Raw genomic sequence first — 22,216 nt, forward strand, 5'->3', positions numbered from 1 at the left:
AGCGGCGCGACCAATGTAGCGGGCTTGAAGATCGGCGTTGGTGGGCTTGCCGCCCCATGGCCGGAACTGCGCAGGCCACGAAGACCTATGCCCGCTTCAAACAGGCCGTTGGGCGGCAACAAGCATTCTGCCAAAAGCGCTGCTGCACAGATCACAGATACCGATACATGTAGGTCGTCGCATGCCGTCTCGTGCCGTCCGGATTATAGGCAAAGTCCGGTATCTGGCCCGCTGCCTGGAAACCGATACCGCGATAAAGCGCCTCGGAGACATCCCCTGTGCGCGTGTCCAGCGTAACAAGGGTCTTGCCAGTCTGTTTTGCCGCGCCCAAGGCCGTGTTCATAAGCGCTGTGCCCAGACCGCGGCGCCGGCCATCCGGGTGAACAATCATTTTGGAGATTTCGGCACGATGCAGTTGATTGGGCGGCATACCAATGACCAGTTGAACCGTGCCAATCAATCGCCCGCCGACAAACGCAGCGAACAGCCGCCTGCTGCCAGTCTCGACAGCGGATCTGACATCATGCAGCCAGAAACGCTCTGCTTCGGTTTTGGTAACCTGTGCCATGAAGCTTATTGCGGCGCCGTCTGCAACACTGTCCATCAACACGCGACAGAGATCGTCGATGTGGTGCTCGATTTCGGCGGCAGTGATATCCGTGATCCGGTGGGGAAGCTGGGTCATGAGAGTGCAATCACATATCTGCAGGGGGAGGTTGATGTTCTGAAAATCGTCTCGCCGAACAGGATGTATCTGAGGCAGTCTCCCGCCCCTAGGTCGTGGGCATTGCCTTCGACCGTGATTTCCATCTGCCCCGAGAGGACGTAAACGTGGTGTTCCTGACCCGGGATCGCGGGCGCCGCATAGGAGATCAGTTGTCCCGCGCCCAACTCCCCTTCGATCAACTCGATGGACAGTTGGCCGTTCGGGGGCGACACGCTGCGGCGCAGGAAATCATGACCGGCATCGCGCCAGACGCTTTGCTCCCCGCGCCTCGACACGGGTTGAAAACTCTGCTCAAGCGGTGACAGAAGTTGAGAGATCGGAAGCGCATAGACCGTAGCAAGCCGCCCCAGCGTTTCAGCCGTAGGGCTTACTTCGGCGTTCTCAATTCTTGAAAGCGTCGCCCTGCTCAGCCCGCTGCGCTGTGCGAGAACGGCCAGTGTCATGTTCTGCGCCTCGCGCAGGCCGCGCAGGTGACTGGCCAGTCTTGAACTGTCGGAAGCGTGCATGATTCCCATATATGATGTGTTATCCCGAATGTGGGAGTTTCGTCAACTGACAATACGGGTTGTTCCTTGGCGCTGCCGATATCCTTTTTGTCCATTTGATGGCCTGCGTAACTGCAACCGAGTTATCCACCGCGCGCTATTCTGTAAGGGGATCAAGGATCGCGGGGACAAACCCTGTCGATACCCTTCGGATACAGCGCCGTCCGAACTGGCGGACGCGGCAACCACGCGGACGATATCCTATCGTGGTATTGGGGGCCGGTTGTTTCTTGGACTGCCCGTCAATATGCTGGCACAAGCATTCCACCGAGCGGATAATCGCACAATCATGACGCAAAACGACCATATCGCCATTGTCGGCGCGGGAATAGGAGGGCTGGCCGCTGCCGCTGCATTGGCGCAGGCGGGGTATCGGATCGTGATTTATGATCAGTTCGATCAGGCCCGTCCGGTGGGGTCAGGTCTGGTTATCCAGCCGGTAGGCCTGACGGTATTGCGACACATCGGGGCGGGGGATGCGGCCCTTGCTTTGGGGACGCGCATTCATCGTATGCTGGGCCATGAAGCGCGTGGCGGTCACCGTGTTCTGGATGTGCAGTACGACAGACCCGGCGGCGCGCGCTTCGGTCTGGGTATTCATCGCGCTGCCCTTTTTCAGGTTCTGCTCGATGCTGCGATTAACGCGGGTGCGGAACTTGTCACCGGGCACAGGGTGACAGGGCAGCAGAATCGAAAACTGTCATTCAGCGGGCGACAGGATGCAGGGCCATTCCGGATGATTATTGACGCCAGTGGTGCGTCCTCGCCCCTGTCGCAGATGCGCGCCAGACCCTTGGGTTATGGCGCGCTTTGGGCAACGGTTGACTGGCCGGAAACCGGTCTGCCCGGCGACGAGCTGCGCCAGATCTATCGCAAGGCGTCACATATGCTGGGTGTATTGCCGGTCGGCACCTTGCCAGGCAGCATTACGCAAAAGGCAGCGATTTTCTGGTCATTGCCGGCCTCCTCGTATCAGGACTGGTGCCATCGCGGTATCGCGCAATGGCAAACCGAGGCAACGGCACTTTGGCCGGACTACGCAGCATTCGCACAACAGGTTACAACGCCGGACCACATGACCATGGCGCGCTACAGCCATGGCACGCTGCGCAAGCCCTGGGGGGATGGTGTGGTCCATATCGGGGACAGCGCCCACCGTGCCAGCCCGCAACTGGGACAGGGGGCCAATATGGCGCTACTGGACGCTTGGGCATTGGCCACCGCATTGCAAGAGGCGGGCGGCAATGATGATCGCGCAATGAAGCTATACGCCAGCGCCAGACGCTGGCATGTGCGCGTCTATCAGGCCATGAGCTGGGCGTTCACGCCACAATACCAATCGGACAGTCAAATGCTTCCGCTGCTGCGTGACCGGCTTTTCTTCCCGATGTCACTGGTGCCCCCAATCCCCGCCATCCTGAGCCGTCTGGTCTGCGGCGATCTTCTGCCCCCCTGCGGCTTAAGGCAGGGGCGCGATTGACACAGCAAAGCCAGTTCACAAACGCGCAGCCCAGATGGAGCGTTTGAAACCCTTTTCCCCAAGTGCCGTGGCAAGCCTCGCGTTGATGGCTGGCGCGTTCTCAGTGGCATAATCTTCATCAATCGCAATGGGTTGTGGCGGTGCGATGCGCAGCTTCCAAGGAATAAGGGGCACACAAGGCCTTATACAACCGTTGGAAACGGTTAAGTGATTTGGGCGTGTTCGCCCAAATCATGGCGGGTCTGGCCGCTGAAGGCACGGAAACCAAAACGATCATGATCGACACCACCAGAACTCAGCCGCTATCGCCCATCGGAAAATACGATCCCATATGCAACTGTAGTACTAGCTTCCTAGCCCGGACTTTGGTAGCAGGCGCCGGAAATCTGTGCCCAGCAGTAGGTCGCGAAATGTGCGTGCCGATGGGGAAAGCGTACGTCCGGCCAGATATGCAAGCCCAATGCGCCGGAACATCGTCGGGCGTTCAAGTGGGCGCACGACCAACCCCTTCGCGCCAAGAACAGGTAAAGTTAGCGACGGAAGCGCGGTCACACCAAGGGCTTCAGCGACGAGCGCGCCCGCTGTCGCAAGATGGGATACCTCAAAGCGTGGTCGTAGGGTCAGACCCTCATGGGCCATCGCAGAGTCTATAAGCGCGCGGACACTTGTGCCGGGCGACATTGCGATGAACGGCATAGAGACCAGCTCTTCCCATGTGTAGCTTCTGGGTTCGTCAAGCGGTCCACCGGCCCAGGCGACCGCCATGAACGGCTCCTCGAATAATGGTTTGAAAGCAAGCCGGTCAGAGGCCGCGACAGCGCCCGCCGTAAAGCCAAGATCGGCGCGCCGTTCGAGTAGTGCCGCAACAACACCATCCGAGAGTGCATCGAAAATGCGGACGTCAACATCGGGCCGGTCTGCAGCAAAGCGCGCGATGATTGGCGGCAATAATCCGGCGGTCACGGATGGCAACCCTGCAAGCGTCAGTTGCCCGCGGCGCGCTGCCAGAAAAACGTCGAATTCGTCCAGCGCGGTTTCGGTTTCCGCAAGAATTCGCCCGCCCAGTTCCAGCAGTCTGTGGCCTTGCGGTGTCAATTCCACATTGCGTGTGTCGCGGTCAAACAACCGCACATCCAGTTTATCTTCTATCCGGGCGATCAACCGGCTTAGGGCCGAACTGGACAGGCCAACGGCCTCGGCGGCACCACGGAAGTTCTTAAACTCTGCCAGCCGGACAAAAGCCTGAAGTTCAAACAGATCTAGATTGATGCGTTTCATGCACTGAATAATGATATACTTTCACTTCTATCACCAGTTCAAAATCTGCATGATCTGTGCCACGGCCTTTGGGAGGAGGCAGGCGATAAACCGGGGAGGGAGGCCCCGTAGTCGCATTTCCCTTGAACCTGATTGCAAACGGACCCTGAATTCCCAACGCCGAAATTCCCGTGGTGCAGCGCAGTCGCGCAGCATGAATATATTTCTATGACAGCAACCCAGGAGTGCTTCATGTCCATTCGCAATATTCTTCTTGGCGGTGCCGCCGTCTTCGCTTTGACCTTGCCGACACAGGCGTCCGAAAGGCTTTTGATAGGGTCCACTTCGGCATCATCCAGCCATTATGGCTATTTTGTTGCCGTCGCCCAGCTTGTGAACGAGCGCGTCACAGATGTGGAAACATCGGTTGTTGAAACTGGCGCAACCCTCGACAACTTGCGCCGCATTCAGCGCGGTCAGGTTGATCTGGGCCTTGTCACCACCAATGTTGCGCATCACGCGCTTGCAGGTACGAACGAGTTTGACGGGCAACCTGTCGAAACCCAGCTGCTGTGGGTCTACACTGCTGCGCCGCAAAATGTGGTTGTGCGGCAGGATGCGGGGGTTTCCAGCATGGCAGACCTGAAAGGAACGCGATTCAATCCCGGAATACGCGGTTCGGCAACCGAGCAGACATCCGAGGCGGTTTTTGAAGCGCTTGGAATTGCGCCAGCGCATGTGCGTGGGTCCACCACGGATGTGGTGGATATGATCAAGGACAATCGCGTGATTGGCTATGTGAAATCCGGCGCGGGCACACGGCTTGACGCCTCAACACTTGATATCGCGACATTCACCCCGATCACAGTGCTTAGCCTGACCGAAGAACAACAGCAGATCCTGCGCGCCGAAATGCCGGACATTTCTGTTGTCGATATCCCGGCAAGCCCGGATGATGGCATGCCTGCCTATACAACATGGAGTTTCGGGGTGGGCGTCGCGGCCAGCCCCGACCTGAGCGAGGAAACAGCGTATCAGATTGTCAGCACGATCATGGAAGATGAAACCGCACAAGCCAATGCAATGGCAGAATTGCGCGGCGTGAACCTTGCTGATCTGACAATGACATATGGGACAATCCCGTTGCACCCGGGTGCATATCGCTGGTTTAGCGAGCAGGGCATAGATGTTCCCGCGCATTTGATGCCAGCGTCAGCGAATTAAGCAATGCCGGGCAAGGACCATGGAAGGGATAGTCATGCGTGAAGCGCTCTCCAAGGGCCTTGCCCTGATCATTGGCTTTTTCGTTTTTTATACTGCCGCCACCGGACCATTCGAAAGCCTGATCCAGCGCGCTTTGTTTATCGGGCTTGTTGTCGCGCTTGGTTTGACGATTTACCCGCTGGGCGCGGGCAAATCCTGGCGGCCAATCGGGCTTGTTGTCGACCTGACGCTTGCCTGCGTCACCATTGCTGCCTGCGGCTATATTGTCGTGAACTATGATGCAATAATGACATCCTTGCCATGGGCCACCATGGCCGACAAAGTCCTTACCCTGGGTCTGGTGGTGACCTTGCTGGAAATTGGCCGGCGCGCTGTCGGGCTTATCTTTCCAATCCTTGTGCTGACTCGACTTGCTTATGCGTTGCTGGGTCATCACTTGCCCGGCGCGCTGGGGCATCGGGGTTTTGACGCGGATTTCGTAACCGAAACCATCTTTCTAGGCGATCTCGGGGTTTGGGGCATGTTGGTTGGTATCGCGTCAACTGTCATCGCCGCGTTTGTTCTGTTCGGGACGCTGCTTTTGCACACCGGCGGAGGACAGGCTTTCATGGATCTTGCCATGCGCCTTGGGGGCAAAAGCCCCGGTGGCGCGGCAAAGATCGCCACAATCTCATCGGGGTTGTTCGGTATGGTTAGTGGCAGTGCCGTTGCGAATGTCGCCACGACCGGGAACTTCACGATTCCGATGATGAAACGACTGGGCTACCCTCGGCCCTTTTCCGCCGCAGTAGAGGCCGTGGCCTCTACCGGGGGGCAGATCGCGCCGCCCATCATGGGGGCCGCTGCGTTCGTGATGGCCGAAATTCTTGGCGTAAGCTATGTTACGGTGATGGTTGCTGCAATTCTGCCAGCGGCACTGTTCTATGTATCTGTTTTTGTAACCGTTCATATTACTGCTATTCGCCGCGGTCTGCAGATCGTGCCCGAAAATGAACTACCTTCCTGGCGCGAGATCGTTGCGCCCAGACGCGTGCTGCCGATCATTGCCGCGCTTGGCCTTCTGTTCACCGGCATTTTCCTTGGAAGATCCATCGCCACAGCGGCGTTCTGGGGCATCATGGGGCTGTTGATTGCCTTTGTTTTAACGCGGGCGGGGCAAATTCCATGGCGTGACATGGCAGCGCGTGTTCTTGACGGGTTCGGGGATGCGGGGCGCGGGCTGGTTATCATCGGTGTGCTTCTGGCGGGTGCCCAGATCCTTGTATCCATGATCAACCTGACGGGCATTGGTGTTACACTAAGCTCCATGATCGTCAGCCTTGCGGGGGATCGCACCTTCTTTGTGGCGCTGATTGTGGCGGGTGTGTGCCTGATTATGGGGATGGGTCTGCCGACAACCGCGGCCTATGTTCTGGTCGCAGCAGTTCTTGCGCCTGCCATGACCGCGGTGGGTGTGGACCCGTTGGCGGCGCATATGTTCGTGTTCTATTTCGCAACACTGTCCGTCATTACGCCACCTGTTTGCGTAGCTGTTTTTGTGGGTGCAGGCATTGCCGGGACAAACTGGCTGCCAGCCGCCATCGAGGCGGTGCGCCTTGCGGCGGTCGTGTATATCGTGCCCTTTATGATCTTGCTATATCCGGGCATGGTCGGCCAGGGCGGAGCCTTGGCCATTGCAGAAGCCGCCATGTCCGGCCTTGTGCTGGTGCTTGCGATCCCCGGTTTGCTGAGTGGCCAGCCGCTTTTCGGAAACCGGTTCGCTGATGCGCTGGTCTATCTAATGGCGGTGACGCTTGCGATTGTGCCGCATTGGATTGGCCCGCCCCTTGCGCTTGGGGTGCTCGCCTTGGGCTTCTGGCAGCGCCATGTTCACCTTAGAAAACGTCAGATCACCAGTGCGCAGGAAGGTTAATATTATGAAAACTGTCCGAATTGGCACGGGCGCTGGCTTTTCCGGGGACCGGATTGAACCGGCTGTTGACCTGGCAGAAAAAGGCGATCTGGACTTTCTTGTTTTCGAATGTCTTGCCGAACGCACAATTGCACTTGCCCAACAGGCGCTACTGCGTGATCCAAATGCCGGTTACGACCCCATGCTGGTTGCACGGATGCGCGCGGTTTTGCCCGCCTGCCATGCACGGGGGGTGCGGATTGTAACCAATATGGGCGCGGCCAACCCTTTTGCCGCGGCCGACGCCGTGCGCGCAGTGCTGCGTGAACTTGGCCTTCACGGTATGCGTGTCGCGGCCGTAAGCGGGGATGATGTGCTGGCAGAAGTCAAATCAGGGAATTACCGGATTGATGAGACGGGACAACCAGTGTCCGCGCTTGGAAGCAAGCTGATTTCGGCAAATGCCTATCTTGGTGCTGGCCCGATTGCGCTGGCCCTCGATCGTGGCGCCCATATCGTAATTACCGGCCGTGCCGCAGATCCTGCGCTTTTCCTCGGTCCGCTTGTGCACGCGTTCGGGTGGGCCATGGACGACTGGGGCCGCCTTGGGCGTGGAACGGTTGTTGGCCATCTTTTGGAATGCGCTGGCCAGATCACAGGCGGCTATTTCGCAGACCCCGGCTATAAGGACATTCCAGATCTGGCGCGCCTTGGTTTCCCGATAGGAGAGGTTGACGAGGACGGAAATGTGACAGTGACCAAACTGCCCGGGACAGGGGGGGCGGTTACCCCGGCCACTGTAAAAGAACAGCTTTTGTATGAAATCCATGATCCGCGCCGATACATCCAGCCCGATGTGATCGCGGATTTTTCCGGCGTCAGGATTGAAGAAACAGGTCCGGATAAGGTCCGTGTCACGGGGGGGGATGGCTGTGCAAAAACCGGGCTTCTGAAGGTGTCGGTGGGATATATCGACTCCTATATCGGCGAAGGGCAGATTTCCTATGCGGGACCGGGCGCGATGGAGCGGGGGCGTCTGGCCATCGAAATCGTGGCAGAGCGTCTGAAAATCACGGGTGTCCCCTGCGCTGAAACCCGTGGCGAACTGATCGGTGTGGATTCCATCCTTGGTGCACGACTTTCGGGGAATTGCTCTGCCCCCAGAGAGGTGCGTGTGCGCTTTGTCGGCCGGACAGATCGCCGCGAAGATGCCGCGCGTGTCGGAAATGAAGTGGAATCGCTTTATCTTAACGGACCGGCTGGCGGCGGGGGTGCTGCGAAATCCACGCGGGAAATTGTCGGCATTGTGTCGACACTTGTGCCGGAAAACCGGGTAAGCCCAAGCATTCACATTCAGGAGACTTGACATGCGCTTGCGTGAAATTGCCCATTCCCGCACCGGTGATAAAGGCGATACGTCCAATATTTCTGTCATCGCATTTGATCAGAACGATTTTGCGCTGATTGCCCGCGAAGTGACCGCAGATCGTGTCAACGAGCATTTCAAAGGTTTGGTGACTGGCGAGGTGCTGCGCTACGAGTTGCCCCAATTAGGGGCATTGAATTTCGTTATGCGCGGCGCCTTGCGCGGGGGGGTGACCCGATCCCTGGCCTTGGATGCCCACGGCAAATGCCTAGGCTCCGCAATCCTGGACCTGGAAGTGTATGACACAACCGCAGAACATCTGGCCGGATAGATCCCAAAGGTATGTGAAGCCCCCCTCGGCATGACTTGGCCCCCAAATCCGGCAAACGCTATTGGCTGCGCAGCGCATGGCACGCTTGATCTGGGCGCCTATTGTCAGGTCACGAAGAACAGCTACTGCGTGCCTTTGGACGCCTGAATCCGGTAGGCCATTTGTGCGCGCGATAACCCAAGCAAGCGGGCTGCGGCGGCGACATTACCGCCTGACGCATGAAGGGCGCCGTGCAGGATGCTTGCACTCAGGCTGTCGAAGGTCACGTCACCTTTCGTGAAGGCCGGTTGCAACATTGACCAGAACATGTCGCTTTCAGGTGTTGGTGCATCAAGTGGCGCATCGCTCAACGCGAGGCGTAGATCCGAAGCACTAAGCAATTCAGGCTGTTCCGCCAGCAAAGCCGCGCGCGACAGCAGGCAGCGCAACTCGGTCAATCCCGCGCGGAAATGGATCGAGGCCAATAGCGTTGCGGCATCGTCGCTCAGGCGGGTTGGCCCCTGAATTGCCAGCAATTTTTCTGCCAGTCGGGGCACATCTTCCTTGCGGGTATTCAGGTCAGGCAAGCAGACTGGAAACACCGACAATTCATAGGCGAGCTCTGGAAGAAACCGCATGTCTGAAAGCAGTGCATCCGGCGGTCTGGTTGACAGCGTCACAACCAACGGCGTGTGCCCTCGGTCCTGCATCAGCAGATCAAGCAACGCGTATTGCCGGTCAATGGGCAGCTTTTCGATATCTGCGATGACGACCCCCTGAGATTGCGCCTGACTTTGTTCGGGTGTCTGGCGCAGCGCAGCAAGTCGCGCGGTCAGGTCGGGCGCTTCCGCATGGATTATCTGAAACGTGCTTTCCGGATAGCGTTGGTGATAAAGCCAGCGTGCCGCAAGCCTGCAACCGGCCCCCACAGGGCCGCATATCAGTGCAGGTAACTTGTTGGCCGCAACTTTCTTCAGTCGCTCATGGACCGGAGACAGAACAAGAGATGTCAGGTCATCATGCGGTTGTGGCTGGGTTTTCCGTTTTGCGGATGAACCGATACCCCAAGGCGTGCCCTGCGGGCCAATGACCTCCCTAAGAAAAAACTGGACAAAAGGATCATCAGGGCCCCAGCCATCCACCGTTTTGCCAACGACACGGCAACTTTTGTGCCCTGTGGCCGAGCAGCTTAATTCCTTGTAGATAACGAGCCTGCGGAAGAACACGCTTGCGTAGCCTGATGCATACCCCGTTTGCAACCAGCATACAGGTTTTGTCGCGCGCCCGTGGCGGCGTTGATAGTTGCTTGCCTCGACGGATTCATGCCATAGGAAATCGCCCGTAAAGCGGTCGGAGTCGAAGTCGAAATCATTCGAGATCGTCTCGACCTTGACAGTCCCGGTAACCATGTGCAGCCGTGTGCCTGCCGTGAACGCATCCCCCGGGTCAAGCGTTGGCCAGGACTGCCGGATGAATTCCGCATCCTCGCGCCCGCTGCGGAACCCAAGACGCAGCATCAGGACCATGGCATCATGTTCATTATAGCGTCGCATCAGCTGATCGCGCAGATCATCGAAAAAGCTCGCGCGGGTAAGCAGCATGCGTTCCCCCTTCAGGGAGATGGTGCCTTGAGCCGGGTTGAATTCCAGTAGGTCCAGCAAATCGCGCAGGGTCGGACGACCGCCGCGAGTAAGGAGCTCATTCTGGCTTTTGTCTGTATACATGATACCGGTTTATCAAATGGTGAATCTTATTTCATCATTTAATAACGCGGCAATGCAGCAGAACCAGTGCTGAAAACGCCATGATTGTGCAGACTATTCCTGCGAATCCCATACAAACACCCGAATATGAATGACAATTACCCGCTGCGAACGCATTGCCGCAGTGCAGCTTAATTTTTTCCGGTTGACGGAACTTCTGGCCCGCCTGTTGGATGGATAAGCCAACCCGACAGGTCAAGGGAGGACCAGATGACCACGAAAAAGCTGATTACAAAACTGCCGCCAGAACCTCATGAAGCGATGATTCACCGCTTCGGCAAAGAAGGGGCCTTCATTCCGGGTGATGATGCCAGAAACCCTTGGGTGCCATTTGGCGAAGCTGCCGCGATCAAGCATCTTGCATTCGATGTCCGGAACAATTCGGCGGCCAATATTCTTTGGGTCAAGGGCGGGGGACGGATTGGAACGCACAGGCATCGCGGGGTTGTTTCGGCGGTCACGCTGGAAGGGTCCTGGGGCTACTATGAATATGATTGGGTCGCCCGCCCTGGCGATTTCGTCTATGAACTGCCGGGCACGGCCCACACGCTGTATTCGGATGACCCCAATGGCATGAAGGCGTTGTTCTGGTTGAACGGGGCGATCGAGTTTTTTGATGACGAGGCGCAATACGACTTCACCGCTGATGTGTTCTGGTTCATCGACCATTATGTGAGCTACTGCGAGGCAAACGGAATCGCCATCAACAACGACATGTTCATATGAGCGCCCTTGTCGCAACGCGCAGGCGAAGAGAAGGGTAAACATGTCGTTGGAAACAATGTTCAATGTCGCAGGAAAATCCGTAATTGTAACGGGGGGGGCGTCCGGAATCGGCAGGGCCTATGCCGAAATCATGGTCGAATGCGGCGCACAGGTCTGTATTCTGGATTGCGATCAGGACGGTGTGGGCCAGACAGTTGCCCAAATCGAGGCAGAAGGCTGGTCGGGTCGGGTATGGTCCATACCAGTGGATGTCAGTGACCGTCCTGCATTGGCTGAAGCGTTCGACACCGTTGCCCGCACACATGGGTGTATTGATGTGGTTTTTGCGAATGCGGGGCTGGATGCGGGCCCCGGTTTCAAGACGCCAGAGGGTGAACGCTACCCGCTGGGACAAATAGACACTATGCCCGAGGACCAGTGGGACCGGGTTCTGGAGGTCAATCTTACCGCTGTTTTCAGCACGATCCGCAATGCCGCGCGCCACATGAAGGCAACCGGCGGGGGGCGTATTATTGTGACATCCTCGGTTGCGGCGCGTGTGAATGAATCCTTTGTCGGAACCGCCTATATGCCGGCAAAAGCGGGTGTGGACCATTTGGTCCGAAATGTCGCTATGGAGCTGGCGGCATTCGGGATTCTTGTCAACTGCATCTCTCCGGGGCCCTTCATTACAAACATTGCCGGGGGGCGGCTGAAGAATGCTGCTGATCGCGCGGCTTTTGAGGCGCAGTCCCTTCTTGGGCGCATTGCTGACCCTGACGAAATCAAGGGACTGGCACTTTTTCTGGCATCGCCTGCATCAAGCTATGTGACAGGCGCACAAATGACGATTGACGGCGGGTCCTCCTTGCGTGGTTGACCCGACCGGCTGAACAGAAGCGGGATTGCTGCCGGACCCGCGCGCACTATCCGGCAGTTGCTTTTTTCTCTGGGAGGATATGAAATGAGCATTCAATCTGGACTTGGAACTTCTACACGGCGCAGGGTCCTGCAAGGGATGGGCGCAGGTGTTGCGGCACTTGCCGCACCCTCAATCTTGCGCGCCCAAAGCGCGGGCACCATCAAGATCGGCTTTATCACACCGGCAACAGGGCCACTTGCACTTTTCGGGGAAACCGACGGCTTCACCGTCGAACGCATCCGCGAGGCTCTGGGCGGAAAGCTGGAGACAGCAGCGGGAACGTATGATCTGCAAATCCTTGTGCGCGACGGGCAGTCCGATCCGAACAGGTCAGCGCAGGTTGCAGCAGACCTGATCCTGAATGACGAGGTGCACATGTTGTTGCCTGCCTCGACAACGGATATCATTAATCCGGCGGCAGATCAGGCTGAACTGTTCGGTGTGCCATGCTTGTCTACAGCGGCCCCATGGCAGGCCATTGTCTTTCCGCGTGGGGGGGCCGATCAGCCGTTTGACTGGACCTATCATTTCTTCTGGGGACTGGATGAGGCCCTTGCCACGTTTGTTGGCCTTTGGAACAGTCTGGAAACCAACCGCAAGGTTGGCATGTTGTTTCCACAAAATGCCGACGGGGAAACATGGGGTAGCACTGAATACGGGCTTCCTGTTCCTACACAGGAGGCGGGTTTTGAAACCCGGATGCCGGGTTTCTTCCAGCCGCGGACGAATGACTTCTCGTCGATGATTTCCAACTTCCGACAGTTCGAGGCAGAAATCGTTGGCGGCATCACATATGTCGACGATCTTACCACCTTCGTGAACCAATGTGCGCAGCAAGGGTATCGTCCGAAAGCGATTACTGTTGCAGCAGCCTTGCTGTTTCCTTCAGGGATTGAAGCTTTGGGCGATTTGGGCGTTGGTATGTCGTCCGAGGTTTGGTGGACACCCGCCTTCCCGTTCCAGTCATCGCTGACCGGCCAGACCAGCCGCGACGTGGCTGATGCGTGGGAAGCCTCGACCGGGCGGCAATGGACGCAGCCTTTGGGCTATAGCCATGCCATCTGGGAGGTGGCACTTGACGCCTTGCGCCGGTCGTCCAACCCGCTGGACCGTACGGCCAACCGCGATGCGTTGCGCGAAACATCTATGCAAACGCTGATCGGGCCGGTCGATTTTGGTTCGGGACCACACCCCAATGTGTCGGCAACACCGATTTTCGGTGGACAGTGGGTGAGGGGTGAACAATGGCCGTTCGAGTTGAAGATCGTGGATAACTCCGTAAATCCCCTGTTTGAACCCGAACAGGCAATGCAACCATTGCCCTGGTCGTCTTGAGCGCTGCATTTTATGCAACATGAACAAAACGAAGCGCCCTTGTTGTCGGCGCATGGGCTGAGCAAGTCCTTCGGCGCAGTCAGAGTGCTGCACAATGTGGATTTCGAAGTCCGTGCCGGCGAAGTGCTGGGCATACTCGGGCCAAATGGTGCGGGCAAAACCACGCTGTTCAACCTGATTAGTGGCGATATCCGTGATCATGGGGGCGATATTCGTTTCAGGGGCCAGCCATTGGCTGGCCCCCCGTTCGAACGCTGCCGTCAGGGTATTGGCAGGACGTATCAGATTCCGCTTCCCTATGGTGCAATGACCACATTTGAGAATTTGCTTGTTGCCGCAAGTTTTGGCGGCAACATGTCAGAGGCCGAAAGCTATGACCATTGCGCCATGATCCTGGAGGATTGTGATCTGATCCGGCGCGCTAATACGAATGCGGGCATGCTGACTTTGCTGGACCGGAAACGCCTTGAGCTGGCGCGGGCGCTGGCATCGAAGCCCCGGTTGCTGCTGCTGGATGAAATTGCCGGCGGGTTGACCGAAGAAGAGGGTAAGGACCTGGTCGCCCTGATTGGTCGCATCCGTGACAGCGGGATTACAATCATCTGGATCGAGCATGTTCTGCACGCGCTTTTCGCTGTGGCTGACAGGCTTCTGGTGCTGAATTTCGGGGAAAAGATTGCCGAAGGGCTGCCCGCGCAGGTGATCGAAAACCCAGAGGTGAAACGCGTCTATATGGGGGTGGAGGCATGAACGCACTTCTGTCAACGCATGGCCTGAAGGCCGGATATGGCGATATGCGCGCGCTTCACGGGATCGAGATTTCCATCGCGGCAGGAGAGACAGTTGCCTTGATCGGGGCGAATGGCGCGGGGAAATCTACGCTCCTTAAGGCGATAATGGGGGTTCTGCCCGTCGCGCCGGAAATGATCATGCTGGATGGCAAGGCAGTCGGGGGCAAAAGCCCGCATCTTATGGTCAAGGCGGGCGTCGCAATTGTGCCCGAGGGGCGGCGGCTTTTCCTTGGCATGAGCGTGGAAGAAAACCTGCAGATCGCCATTGAGCACGCCGCTGAACCCATCGGGGAGCCATGGACACTGGAGCGCGTCTTTGCGTTGTTTCCCATCCTCCGCGAGAAGGCCCGAACATTGGTTGAAAACCTGTCGGGGGGACAACAGCAGATGGTGTCTATCGGGCGCTCGCTGCTGGTGCAGCCGCGGGTGCTGCTATGTGATGAAATCAGTCTGGGTCTGGCCCCCAAGGTGGTGCGCGAAATCTACGCTGCCCTTCCCGCGATAACTGCAGGCGGGGTGGCGCTGGTTCTGGTCGAGCAGGATGTAAGTCTGGCACAACGCGCCTCTCAGCGCCTCTACTGCATGCTTGAAGGGCGCGTTACCCTTCAGGGGGCGTCCAGTGACATTACCCGCGAGCAGATCTCGGCGGCTTATTTCGGAGCAAATCATGTACTGGATTGACGGTATCGTTCAAGGCATTCTTCTTGGCGGGCTATATGCGCAATACGCCCTTGGAATGGCATTGATGTTCGGCGTGATGAAAATTGTCAACGTCACCCATGGCGATCTTGTGATCCTGCTTGCGTTGATTGGCATTTCACTTGCGGATCTGACAGGCCTTGGCCCCTGGAGCATTCTGGCAACGCTGGTCCCGATAGGCGCGGCAATTGGCTGGATATTGCAGCGTGCGCTTCTGAACCGGGTGGTGGGGGATGACCCCTTGCCATCACTTATTGCCACATTCGGCCTGTCAATCGCCCTGCAAAATGCAATGCTGCAGATATGGTCTGCCGACACACGGTCACTTTCGGGGGGTGCTATCCAGCAGGCCTCCATTCCTGTCGGGTCACTCTATATCGGGGTGTTGCCGCTGATCGTGCTGATCTGCGCAACGGTTCTGACGGCCGGGATGGCATTCCTCATGCACTATACACGGTTTGGCCGGGCTTTGCGCGCGGCCTCTGCCGATGTGGAGGCAGCAGCGATGATGGGCGTAAATCCGCGCCGTGTCTACGCACTGGCAACGGCCATCGCAGTCGGCATTCTGGGTTTTGCTGCCGCGTTTCAGGCGATGCGGTCGACGGTTGCACCATCTGACGGGCCGTTCCAGCTGATCTATGCGTTCGAGGCCGTGATCATTGGCGGGCTTGGCTCAATCTGGGGCGCTTTCACTGGGGCGATGATTCTGGGCATCAGCCAGTCCATCGGTTTCCGCATCAATCCGGGCTTTGGCATTCTGGCAGGGCATCTTGTTTTCCTGGCTGTGCTTGCGGTGCGTCCGCAGGGCATTTTCAAACGCAAATCCTGAGGTTCAGCATGTCAAAATATCAAGTCATCCGCATGACCCTGTCGGGGCGCATTGCGTGGGTTATCTTTGCCGTAGCGCTGATCGGGATTGTCTCGATGCCGTGGTGGGCATCGCAAGGATTGATCCGGGATGTTGTGACGCTGGCCTGTTATATTGCCGTTGCGCAAATGTGGAACATGCTTGCCGGTTATGGCGGGTTGGTGTCAGTGGGACAGCAGGCTTTTGTGGGGGTCGCGGCATATGCGATGTTTGTGCTTGCCCAGACATACGGGGTCAATCCCTATAGTGCGGTGTTCATAAGCCTGCTTGCCCCGGCCGCGTTGGCTGTGCCGATATACTATCTGCTGCACCGGCTGGAAGGACCATATTTCGCTATCGGAACCTGGGTCGTAGCAGAAGCCTTGCGGCTTCTGGCCACGAACATGCCCATGTTGAACGGCGGTGCGGGCATGAGTCTGCGGGTCATGACGCAATTCTCGGTTCACGAGCGTGCTATCGCTTCGTCCCTTCTGGCGGCGCTTTTGTTGCTTGTGACCTTGGGCGGTAGCTATCTGGTGCTGCGCAGCCGCTACGGGATCGCCATGACCGCGATGCGCGACAATCCTGCGGCGGCCGCCAGTCAGGGTGTGAATGTCCACCGGCTTCGGTTCTATCTGTTCGTTGCGGCGGCGGTAGGCTCGGGATTCGCGGGTGCGGTCTATTTCATGGCACAACTGCGTATCACCCCACCTTCGGCTTTTGGAATGAACTGGGCCAATCTGGCGATTTTCATTGTGATGGTCGGGGGCATTGGCAGCCTTGAGGGGGTGTTGATCGGCGCGGTTATCTTCTTCTTTGCCGAACGCTGGTTTGGTGAGTATGGGGCAAGTTATCTTATTGTTCTGGGCCTTATGACGCTGGCCTGCGCGCTTTACTTCCGGGGCGGGCTGTGGGGGTTTTACAGTCGTCACTTCAACGCGCCATGGTTTCCGACCAGACGCCATCTTGTTCGCAGCAACGGAGTGACGAAATGAAGGCGCTTATCTTTGACGGGTTTGGAAAACCGCTGCGACCGGCTGTATGCCCTGATCCCGTGCCCGCCCGCGACGAGGTTGTTCTGAAAATCTGCCGCTGTGGCATCTGTGGCAGTGATCTGCATATGACCGAAGATCCTGTTTTCGCCTTGGAACAAGGCGCGGTGATAGGCCATGAATTCTCTGGCGAAGTGGTCGAAACCGGCGCTGATGTCCGGACTCTGCGCGTAGGTGACCTTGTCGCTGCCGCCCCGCTGCGCGGGTGCGGACGTTGCGCTGCCTGTCGTGCGGGAACGCCGGCATGGTGCGAAAACGGTATGACACTGATCGGGGGGGGATTTGGGCAATACACGGCCCTTGCCGATCATCAGTTGCGGAAATTGCCTGATGGCATTTCACTGGCGGATGGCGCGCTGGCAGAACCCCTGGCGGTTGCCCTGCACGGGGTGCTGCGTTCCGGCCTGAAACCGGGGGCGCGGGTGCTTGTTGTCGGGGCCGGGGCTATCGGGCTGGCAGTCGTTTACTGGGCACGGCGGATGGGCGCGCGCGCGATTGTTGCGGCGGACCTGAATGATTTTCAGCGGGATCGCGCGGAAGATCTGGGGGCGACAGGTTTTATCACATCAGGGCCAGATATGAAGCAACGTGTGGCCAGCGCCTGTGGCGGGGCACCTGATATTGTCTTTGAATGCGTAGGCAAGGTCGGGCTGATCGATCATTGTATTGATCTGGTGCGCCCGCAGGGCACCGTTTGCGTGTTGGGGCTTTGCACCGGAACCGACACGCTGGACAGCTTTCGGGCAATTTCAAAGGAAGTGACGGTGATCATGTCGGTATTCTTCAACATGCATGAGTTCACAACCGCCATAGATGCACTGGACGCAGGGGGCTACGCGCCGCAGGCGCTGGTATCAGATGTGGTGGGATTGTCAGAAGCGCCCGCAGCCTTCGAGGCACTGCGCAGCCGAACGACACAATGCAAGGTGTTGATAGATCCGTTTTCGGACTAGGTGTTCGATCCCGACATCTGGTGGGTCGGGTTGACAATGAATCTATCTGGCTCTGAAGTCCAAGCCTTGCAGATGTATTCGTGGGATCGACCGTGATCCCGCGCTCGGTAGGCTACTCTACCATGTCTATATAGGAAAACAAAATTCGTCGGTACCATTGAACGGCCGACTGGAAGAGTTCATTCCGAAATTCATGTGACAGGGCCCCATACGCGATGACAGTATGACCAAGAACACAGACAAGGTTTTACCAAGACTACCGTGCAATGTGCCATATTGTGCCGTAAGTCTATCACTTCCAAGCAGCATCTTTCTACGATTCACGGATAATCGGCAGGTTCTGGTGGCGCTATGCCTTTAGGCTGACCCTGATCTTCAACGCCATGCCGCCGCACGCCCACTGGTAGGTTGCGGCGCAGTACCGCCGGAGTTCAATGGATGGAGCCAACGCCGTGTGCCAAACAGCCGCCCCCGGGGCAACCCTGCCCACCATCATATCCGCGTTGCACACGCCGCCGGGTCATTGCTTCAGGGCGCGGTTGATATGGTGATCCGGGGGCAGTTGGCCGAAATATGGCGCTATCCTGTCAGCTCGCTCGGCGGTGAACGGCTTGATCGCGCGGAAATTGGACCCCGTGGCCTGCTGGGAGACCGTATCTTCGGTTTTTTTGATAGCGAATCCGGCGCGCATATCTATCCCGCCCGCGATGCACGATGGAATGCGGCCCCGCTGATTTCGGCGCGGATGGCCGAGGATGGGCCAGAACTTTCGGTTAATGGGACCGATTGGACTCTCGCAGACGCGCCGGAGATGCAGGCGCAGGTGGCGCAGATGTTTGGCCGGCCTGCCAGTCTGCGCGCATATGACGCCGGAAACAGGCCGCGCTATAATGTTGCACCGCTGCATTTGCTGAGCGTTCAGGCAATGGAAGCGCTGCGCCGCATGATCCCCGACAGCGCGATTGATGCGCAACGCTTCCGCCCCAATCTGTTGGTTGACCTGCCTGATTTGTCCGGTGATGTCCCCGAATATGCCCTGTTAGGGCAAGAATTCAGCCTTGGCGGATTGCGTCTGCGCGGGACAGTCCCGTGTGGGCGTTGCGGCTTCACCAGCCTGCAGGTCGGCGCCGGATTGCCGGAAGATCCCGCCGTTCTGCGCACGCTTGTCCGCCGGTTCGGGCGGAACTTCGGGATTTATTGCGACGTCATCGATGCAGGCAGCCTGCATGTCGACGCCTTGCTGCATGCCAGGGTATCTGCACCAGAGCCCGGGCCTGTTTTGATTGTTGGTGGCGGGCAGGCGGGGGTGATGGCTGCGCGCGCGCTGCGCAAACACGGCTATGCGGGCGCAATCCGCATTTTTGCGGCCGAACGTCACTTGCCCTATGAACGCCCGCCCCTGTCGAAGCACATATGCGACCCCGGCGCAATTGTTCCGCCGTTACTTGACGCACATGATGCCGCAGCCGCCAGGATCGCACTGGACCTTGCCACCCCCGTTGAGGCGATAGACCTGAATGCGCGGCAGATTGAAACAGCTGATGGCAGCATTGTGCCCTTTGGCACGCTGCTACTTGCGACCGGCGGGCGGGCGCGGCGGGTGCCGGGGTTGCGTCGCGGGCATGGCAGGGTGCATGAACTCCGGTCGCGCGACGATGCCGAACGCCTGTCCAGTGCACTGGCGCCGGGCACGCGCCTGTTCATTCTGGGCGGTGGCTGGATCGGTATGGAAATTGCGGCAGCGGCGCGGATGGCGGGGTCCGAAGTTTCGTTATTTGTGCGCGGCACCACACTGGCACCGCATATACTGCCGCCTGTTGTCTCGGATGCGCTGGCCGCACTGCACCATGCGCACGGGGTTGCGCTGCATTTCGGCGTAGAGCCCGAGTTTGAGGAAACCGAAACAGGAATCAACTGCACAATCAGGGGCATGCAATTGACTGGCGACCATCTGTTGGTGGCGATCGGGATGGTGCCCAGTGACGGCCTTGCCCGCCGTGCCGGGCTGGCCTGCGACGGCGGCATCGTAACTGATGATACCGGCGCAACGGCATATCCAGGGGTCTTTGCCATAGGGGACGTCGCGCGCCCTCCGGGCGGGCGGATTGAAACATGGCAAAATGCCAATCTGCAGGCCGAACGCGCCGCGTGTCGCATTCTGGGCCAACCTGCTCCACCGACGGAACCGCATCACTTCTGGTCCGAACAGTTTGGCCACCGCCTTCAAATCGTCGGGCAACCTGATCCGCAGGCCAGCCTGATCGCACAGGACGGGCAGTTTTGGGACTTTGGCAGTTTCGCCGTAGGGATCGACACACCCGAAGCGATCCACCGCGCCGCGCGCAAGCTGTCAGTTTGCACAACCGCCGCGCCCCGGCCTTCCGCTGCTGTGGCGCCCGTTGCAAGACAAGAGTACTTGCTGTGCCCCGCCACTGATCTGATCGAAGGCGCGTTGTTGCGCATCGTCCATCCGGCACGGGGGCCACTATGTGCAACGCGTCAGGACGGTCGGATCTATGTCACCGATGACCGCTGCCCGCATGCCGTCGCGTCACTGTCGGAGGGGTTTGTTGAAGGGGGGCGGTTAATCTGCCCGCTGCATTTTGCAGAATTCGACCTGCAAGACGGCAGACCGCACCACGCCCCCGAAGGCTGCGGGCCACTGATGGTGCACCCCGCATCCGAGCGTGACGGGCAGGTATTTGTCAGCCTGCCCCATCCGTGACCAGACGCATGGGGACTACCCCTGGCTTCTGGCTGTTTGTGTCGCCGGAAACCGCATTTCTGAATATTCCGACAAAAGGTCCGACATCATGTTATCACCTGTTGATCATCTCACGCATAATACCAATCTGGGCCGGTTTTTTATTAACGGCCGATGGGTTGCGCCGTATGGTACCGGCAAGTGCGACGTCATCAACCCCGCCACCGAAGCCGTGCTGTGCCGCATACCGCTGGGTGACGGTCGGGACGCGGATGCAGCCGTTGCCGCCGCGACACAGGCCTTCCCGTCCTGGAGCCGGACCACGCCCGATGCACGCATCGCTATGCTCGGGCGGCTAGAGGCTTTGATGGAAGAAAACGCCGCACTTCTGGCACAGTGCATGAGCCAAGAGATGGGTGCCGCCCTGAGTTACGCGACTGCCGCGCAGGTGCCGTTGGCCGTAGCCCATGTCAGAACCGCGCGCGAGGTTCTGTCCGGGTTCGACTTTGTCACCCGCCGCGGGACCACCGCGATTTGTCGGGAACCGATTGGCGTGTGCGCGCTGATTACGCCGTGGAACTGGCCGCTATATCAGATCACCGCAAAGGTGGCTCCGGCCTTGGCCGCCGGATGCTGTGTGGTGCTGAAACCCAGCGAGCTGGCGCCGTTAAGCGCCTTGCTATTTGCCGATCTGGTCGACAAGGCAGGGTTCCCCGCCGGTGTGTTCAACCTGATACAGGGTGACGGGCCGGGGGTGGGGACGGCACTGGCCGCGCATGACGATGTCGATATGATCTCGATCACGGGTTCTACCCGCGCGGGCATCGCTGTTGCCAAGTCTGCCGCCGATACCGTCAAACGTGTGGCGCAGGAACTGGGGGGCAAGTCACCCAATGTCATCTTGCCTGACGCCGATATGGAGCGTGCTGTATCGTTGGGTGTGGCGGCAGCGATGCGCAATCTTGGGCAGTCATGCAGCGCACCGACGCGGATGATCGTGCCGCGCGCGCGGTTGAGAGAGGTCGAGGAAATCGCGATACGGGCGGCGGCGCAGATCATCGTCGGTGACCCGCAGAACCCCGACACGACCCATGGTGCCATCGCCAACCGTGCCCAGTTTACGCGGATTCAGGCCATGATCGAGGTTGGCATCGCCGAAGGCGCGCGCCTGATCGCGGGCGGACCGGGACGACCCAAGGGAATGAAGTGCGGCTTTTTCGTACGCCCGAGTGTCTTTTCCCATGTGCGCCCAGACATGCAGATCGCGCAAGAAGAAATCTTTGGCCCCGTGCTGTGCATCCTGCCCTATGACACCACCGAGGAGGCCATCCGTATTGCCAATGACACGGTCTATGGCCTTGGCGCGCATGTGCAAGGCAGTGACCTGCAGCTTGCCCGTTCGGTCGCATCGCAGATCCGCGCGGGGCAGGTGCATCTGAACTATCCGGCATGGGACCCGCACGCGCCGTTCGGCGGCTACAAACAATCCGGCAACGGTCGTGAATACGGGCGTGAGGGGATGCTGGAGTATCTGGAGGTAAAGTCGGTGCTGGGTTTTTACGCACCCGCATGAGGCAGCGCGCAGGCGGAAGATTCCACCGTAGACGGCAGTTTAACCGCCATCATTCACTGCGGCACCGATGAA

The 22,216-nt window shown here is 58.5% G+C and carries 19 protein-coding genes and 1 pseudogene; 16 read left to right on the forward strand and 4 right to left on the reverse strand.

The window, feature by feature from the left end; all coding sequences use genetic code 11:
- Positions 1 to 151: 151 nt before the first annotated feature.
- The gene (locus ACTIE1_RS12775) at positions 152 to 685 is read right to left on the reverse strand and encodes a GNAT family N-acetyltransferase (RefSeq protein ID WP_439563431.1); all 534 of its coding nucleotides are present in this window, start codon (positions 683 to 685) and stop codon (positions 152 to 154) included.
- Positions 682 to 1,233 carry a helix-turn-helix domain-containing protein gene (locus ACTIE1_RS12780; RefSeq protein WP_439563432.1) on the reverse strand — a complete coding sequence of 184 codons (552 nt, stop codon included), beginning with the start codon at positions 1,231 to 1,233 and terminating at the stop codon, positions 682 to 684. The genes ACTIE1_RS12775 and ACTIE1_RS12780 overlap by 4 nt, the downstream gene beginning before the upstream one ends.
- Before the next feature lie 328 nt (positions 1,234 to 1,561).
- On the opposite strand from ACTIE1_RS12780, the gene ACTIE1_RS12785 reads away from it, so the two are divergent.
- Together ACTIE1_RS12785 and ACTIE1_RS12790 are read left to right on the forward strand one after the other, a co-directional pair.
- Positions 1,562 to 2,752: an FAD-dependent oxidoreductase gene (locus tag ACTIE1_RS12785; RefSeq protein WP_439563433.1), complete on the forward strand. Its 1,191-nt coding sequence runs from the start codon at positions 1,562 to 1,564 to the stop codon at positions 2,750 to 2,752.
- A 34-nt stretch (positions 2,753 to 2,786) separates the two neighbouring features.
- Positions 2,787 to 3,042, forward strand: a pseudogene (locus ACTIE1_RS12790) (transposase); the annotation flags it as partial.
- Positions 3,043 to 3,097: 55 nt separating this feature from the next.
- Here the strand turns inward: ACTIE1_RS12790 and ACTIE1_RS12795 are convergent.
- Positions 3,098 to 4,030 carry a LysR family transcriptional regulator gene (locus ACTIE1_RS12795; protein ID WP_439561890.1) on the reverse strand — a complete coding sequence of 311 codons (933 nt, stop codon included), beginning with the start codon at positions 4,028 to 4,030 and terminating at the stop codon, positions 3,098 to 3,100.
- A 231-nt stretch (positions 4,031 to 4,261) separates the two neighbouring features.
- Here ACTIE1_RS12795 and ACTIE1_RS12800 point away from each other — a divergent pair, with 231 nt between their 5' ends.
- From ACTIE1_RS12800 to ACTIE1_RS12815, 4 genes are read left to right on the forward strand one after another with little or no spacing between them, the layout of a single operon-like run.
- Entirely contained in the window at positions 4,262 to 5,233 is a 972-nt protein-coding gene (locus ACTIE1_RS12800) for a TAXI family TRAP transporter solute-binding subunit (protein ID WP_439561891.1), read from the forward strand.
- Between the two features lie 34 nt (positions 5,234 to 5,267).
- A complete protein-coding gene (locus ACTIE1_RS12805) occupies positions 5,268 to 7,145 on the forward strand; it encodes a TRAP transporter permease (RefSeq protein ID WP_439561892.1) in 1,878 nt (625 codons plus the stop codon).
- 4 nt (positions 7,146 to 7,149) lie between these two features.
- On the forward strand, positions 7,150 to 8,490 hold the full coding sequence (locus ACTIE1_RS12810) for an acyclic terpene utilization AtuA family protein (RefSeq protein WP_439561893.1): 1,341 nt from the start codon (positions 7,150 to 7,152) through the stop codon (positions 8,488 to 8,490).
- Between the two features lies 1 nt (position 8,491).
- Positions 8,492 to 8,821: an AtuA-related protein gene (locus ACTIE1_RS12815; protein WP_439561894.1), complete on the forward strand. Its 330-nt coding sequence runs from the start codon at positions 8,492 to 8,494 to the stop codon at positions 8,819 to 8,821.
- A 122-nt stretch (positions 8,822 to 8,943) separates the two neighbouring features.
- Here ACTIE1_RS12815 and ACTIE1_RS12820 read toward each other — a convergent pair whose 3' ends face one another.
- Entirely contained in the window at positions 8,944 to 10,524 is a 1,581-nt protein-coding gene (locus tag ACTIE1_RS12820) for a XylR N-terminal domain-containing protein (RefSeq protein ID WP_439561895.1), read from the reverse strand.
- Between the two features lie 249 nt (positions 10,525 to 10,773).
- Here ACTIE1_RS12820 and ACTIE1_RS12825 point away from each other — a divergent pair, with 249 nt between their 5' ends.
- The 10 genes from ACTIE1_RS12825 to ACTIE1_RS12870 all read left to right on the forward strand — a co-directional run bounded on the left by ACTIE1_RS12825 (position 10,774) and on the right by ACTIE1_RS12870 (position 22,144).
- Positions 10,774 to 11,289, forward strand: a complete 516-nt coding sequence (locus ACTIE1_RS12825) for a 2,4'-dihydroxyacetophenone dioxygenase family protein (RefSeq protein WP_439561896.1) — start codon at positions 10,774 to 10,776, stop codon at positions 11,287 to 11,289.
- Positions 11,290 to 11,329: 40 nt separating this feature from the next.
- Positions 11,330 to 12,148, forward strand: a complete 819-nt coding sequence (locus ACTIE1_RS12830) for an SDR family NAD(P)-dependent oxidoreductase (protein ID WP_439561897.1) — start codon at positions 11,330 to 11,332, stop codon at positions 12,146 to 12,148.
- An 84-nt stretch (positions 12,149 to 12,232) separates the two neighbouring features.
- Positions 12,233 to 13,525: an ABC transporter substrate-binding protein gene (locus ACTIE1_RS12835; protein WP_439561898.1), complete on the forward strand. Its 1,293-nt coding sequence runs from the start codon at positions 12,233 to 12,235 to the stop codon at positions 13,523 to 13,525.
- A 12-nt stretch (positions 13,526 to 13,537) separates the two neighbouring features.
- Complete coding sequence (locus tag ACTIE1_RS12840) at positions 13,538 to 14,275, forward strand: ABC transporter ATP-binding protein (RefSeq protein ID WP_439561899.1); 738 nt, start codon at positions 13,538 to 13,540, stop codon at positions 14,273 to 14,275.
- Entirely contained in the window at positions 14,272 to 14,997 is a 726-nt protein-coding gene (locus tag ACTIE1_RS12845; RefSeq protein WP_439561900.1) for an ABC transporter ATP-binding protein, read from the forward strand. The genes ACTIE1_RS12840 and ACTIE1_RS12845 overlap by 4 nt, the downstream gene beginning before the upstream one ends.
- Positions 14,984 to 15,844 (forward strand): branched-chain amino acid ABC transporter permease, encoded by an 861-nt coding sequence (locus ACTIE1_RS12850; RefSeq protein ID WP_439561901.1) that lies wholly within the window; start codon positions 14,984 to 14,986, stop codon positions 15,842 to 15,844. Before ACTIE1_RS12845 ends, ACTIE1_RS12850 begins: the two co-directional genes overlap by 14 nt.
- 8 nt (positions 15,845 to 15,852) lie before the next feature.
- Positions 15,853 to 16,857, forward strand: a complete 1,005-nt coding sequence (locus tag ACTIE1_RS12855) for a branched-chain amino acid ABC transporter permease (RefSeq protein WP_439561902.1) — start codon at positions 15,853 to 15,855, stop codon at positions 16,855 to 16,857.
- Positions 16,854 to 17,867 carry a zinc-dependent alcohol dehydrogenase gene (locus ACTIE1_RS12860; RefSeq protein WP_439561903.1) on the forward strand — a complete coding sequence of 338 codons (1,014 nt, stop codon included), beginning with the start codon at positions 16,854 to 16,856 and terminating at the stop codon, positions 17,865 to 17,867. The genes ACTIE1_RS12855 and ACTIE1_RS12860 overlap by 4 nt, the downstream gene beginning before the upstream one ends.
- 544 nt (positions 17,868 to 18,411) lie before the next feature.
- Positions 18,412 to 20,592 (forward strand): FAD-dependent oxidoreductase, encoded by a 2,181-nt coding sequence (locus tag ACTIE1_RS12865; protein WP_439561904.1) that lies wholly within the window; start codon positions 18,412 to 18,414, stop codon positions 20,590 to 20,592.
- Positions 20,593 to 20,680: 88 nt separating this feature from the next.
- Entirely contained in the window at positions 20,681 to 22,144 is a 1,464-nt protein-coding gene (locus tag ACTIE1_RS12870) for an aldehyde dehydrogenase family protein (protein ID WP_439561905.1), read from the forward strand.
- The last annotated feature ends 72 nt before the right edge of the window (positions 22,145 to 22,216 follow it).

This window comes from Roseinatronobacter sp. (genome assembly GCF_051859525.1).
GTDB lineage: Bacteria > Pseudomonadota > Alphaproteobacteria > Rhodobacterales > Rhodobacteraceae > Roseinatronobacter.

Bases quoted from the DNA above. Each gene is read 5' to 3' on its own strand.
- ACTIE1_RS12775 (WP_439563431.1), bottom strand. From the start codon at position 685: ATGACCCAGCTTCCCCACCGGATCACGGATATCACTGCCGCCGAAATC.
- ACTIE1_RS12780 (WP_439563432.1), bottom strand. From the start codon at position 1,233: ATGCACGCTTCCGACAGTTCAAGACTGGCCAGTCACCTGCGCGGCCTG.
- ACTIE1_RS12785 (WP_439563433.1), top strand. From the start codon at position 1,562: ATGACGCAAAACGACCATATCGCCATTGTCGGCGCGGGAATAGGAGGG.
- ACTIE1_RS12795 (WP_439561890.1), bottom strand. From the start codon at position 4,030: ATGAAACGCATCAATCTAGATCTGTTTGAACTTCAGGCTTTTGTCCGG.
- ACTIE1_RS12800 (WP_439561891.1), top strand. From the start codon at position 4,262: ATGTCCATTCGCAATATTCTTCTTGGCGGTGCCGCCGTCTTCGCTTTG.
- ACTIE1_RS12805 (WP_439561892.1), top strand. From the start codon at position 5,268: ATGCGTGAAGCGCTCTCCAAGGGCCTTGCCCTGATCATTGGCTTTTTC.
- ACTIE1_RS12810 (WP_439561893.1), top strand. From the start codon at position 7,150: ATGAAAACTGTCCGAATTGGCACGGGCGCTGGCTTTTCCGGGGACCGG.
- ACTIE1_RS12815 (WP_439561894.1), top strand. From the start codon at position 8,492: ATGCGCTTGCGTGAAATTGCCCATTCCCGCACCGGTGATAAAGGCGAT.
- ACTIE1_RS12820 (WP_439561895.1), bottom strand. From the start codon at position 10,524: ATGTATACAGACAAAAGCCAGAATGAGCTCCTTACTCGCGGCGGTCGT.
- ACTIE1_RS12825 (WP_439561896.1), top strand. From the start codon at position 10,774: ATGACCACGAAAAAGCTGATTACAAAACTGCCGCCAGAACCTCATGAA.
- ACTIE1_RS12830 (WP_439561897.1), top strand. From the start codon at position 11,330: ATGTCGTTGGAAACAATGTTCAATGTCGCAGGAAAATCCGTAATTGTA.
- ACTIE1_RS12835 (WP_439561898.1), top strand. From the start codon at position 12,233: ATGAGCATTCAATCTGGACTTGGAACTTCTACACGGCGCAGGGTCCTG.
- ACTIE1_RS12840 (WP_439561899.1), top strand. From the start codon at position 13,538: ATGCAACATGAACAAAACGAAGCGCCCTTGTTGTCGGCGCATGGGCTG.
- ACTIE1_RS12845 (WP_439561900.1), top strand. From the start codon at position 14,272: ATGAACGCACTTCTGTCAACGCATGGCCTGAAGGCCGGATATGGCGAT.
- ACTIE1_RS12850 (WP_439561901.1), top strand. From the start codon at position 14,984: ATGTACTGGATTGACGGTATCGTTCAAGGCATTCTTCTTGGCGGGCTA.
- ACTIE1_RS12855 (WP_439561902.1), top strand. From the start codon at position 15,853: ATGTCAAAATATCAAGTCATCCGCATGACCCTGTCGGGGCGCATTGCG.
- ACTIE1_RS12860 (WP_439561903.1), top strand. From the start codon at position 16,854: ATGAAGGCGCTTATCTTTGACGGGTTTGGAAAACCGCTGCGACCGGCT.
- ACTIE1_RS12865 (WP_439561904.1), top strand. From the start codon at position 18,412: ATGGTGATCCGGGGGCAGTTGGCCGAAATATGGCGCTATCCTGTCAGC.
- ACTIE1_RS12870 (WP_439561905.1), top strand. From the start codon at position 20,681: ATGTTATCACCTGTTGATCATCTCACGCATAATACCAATCTGGGCCGG.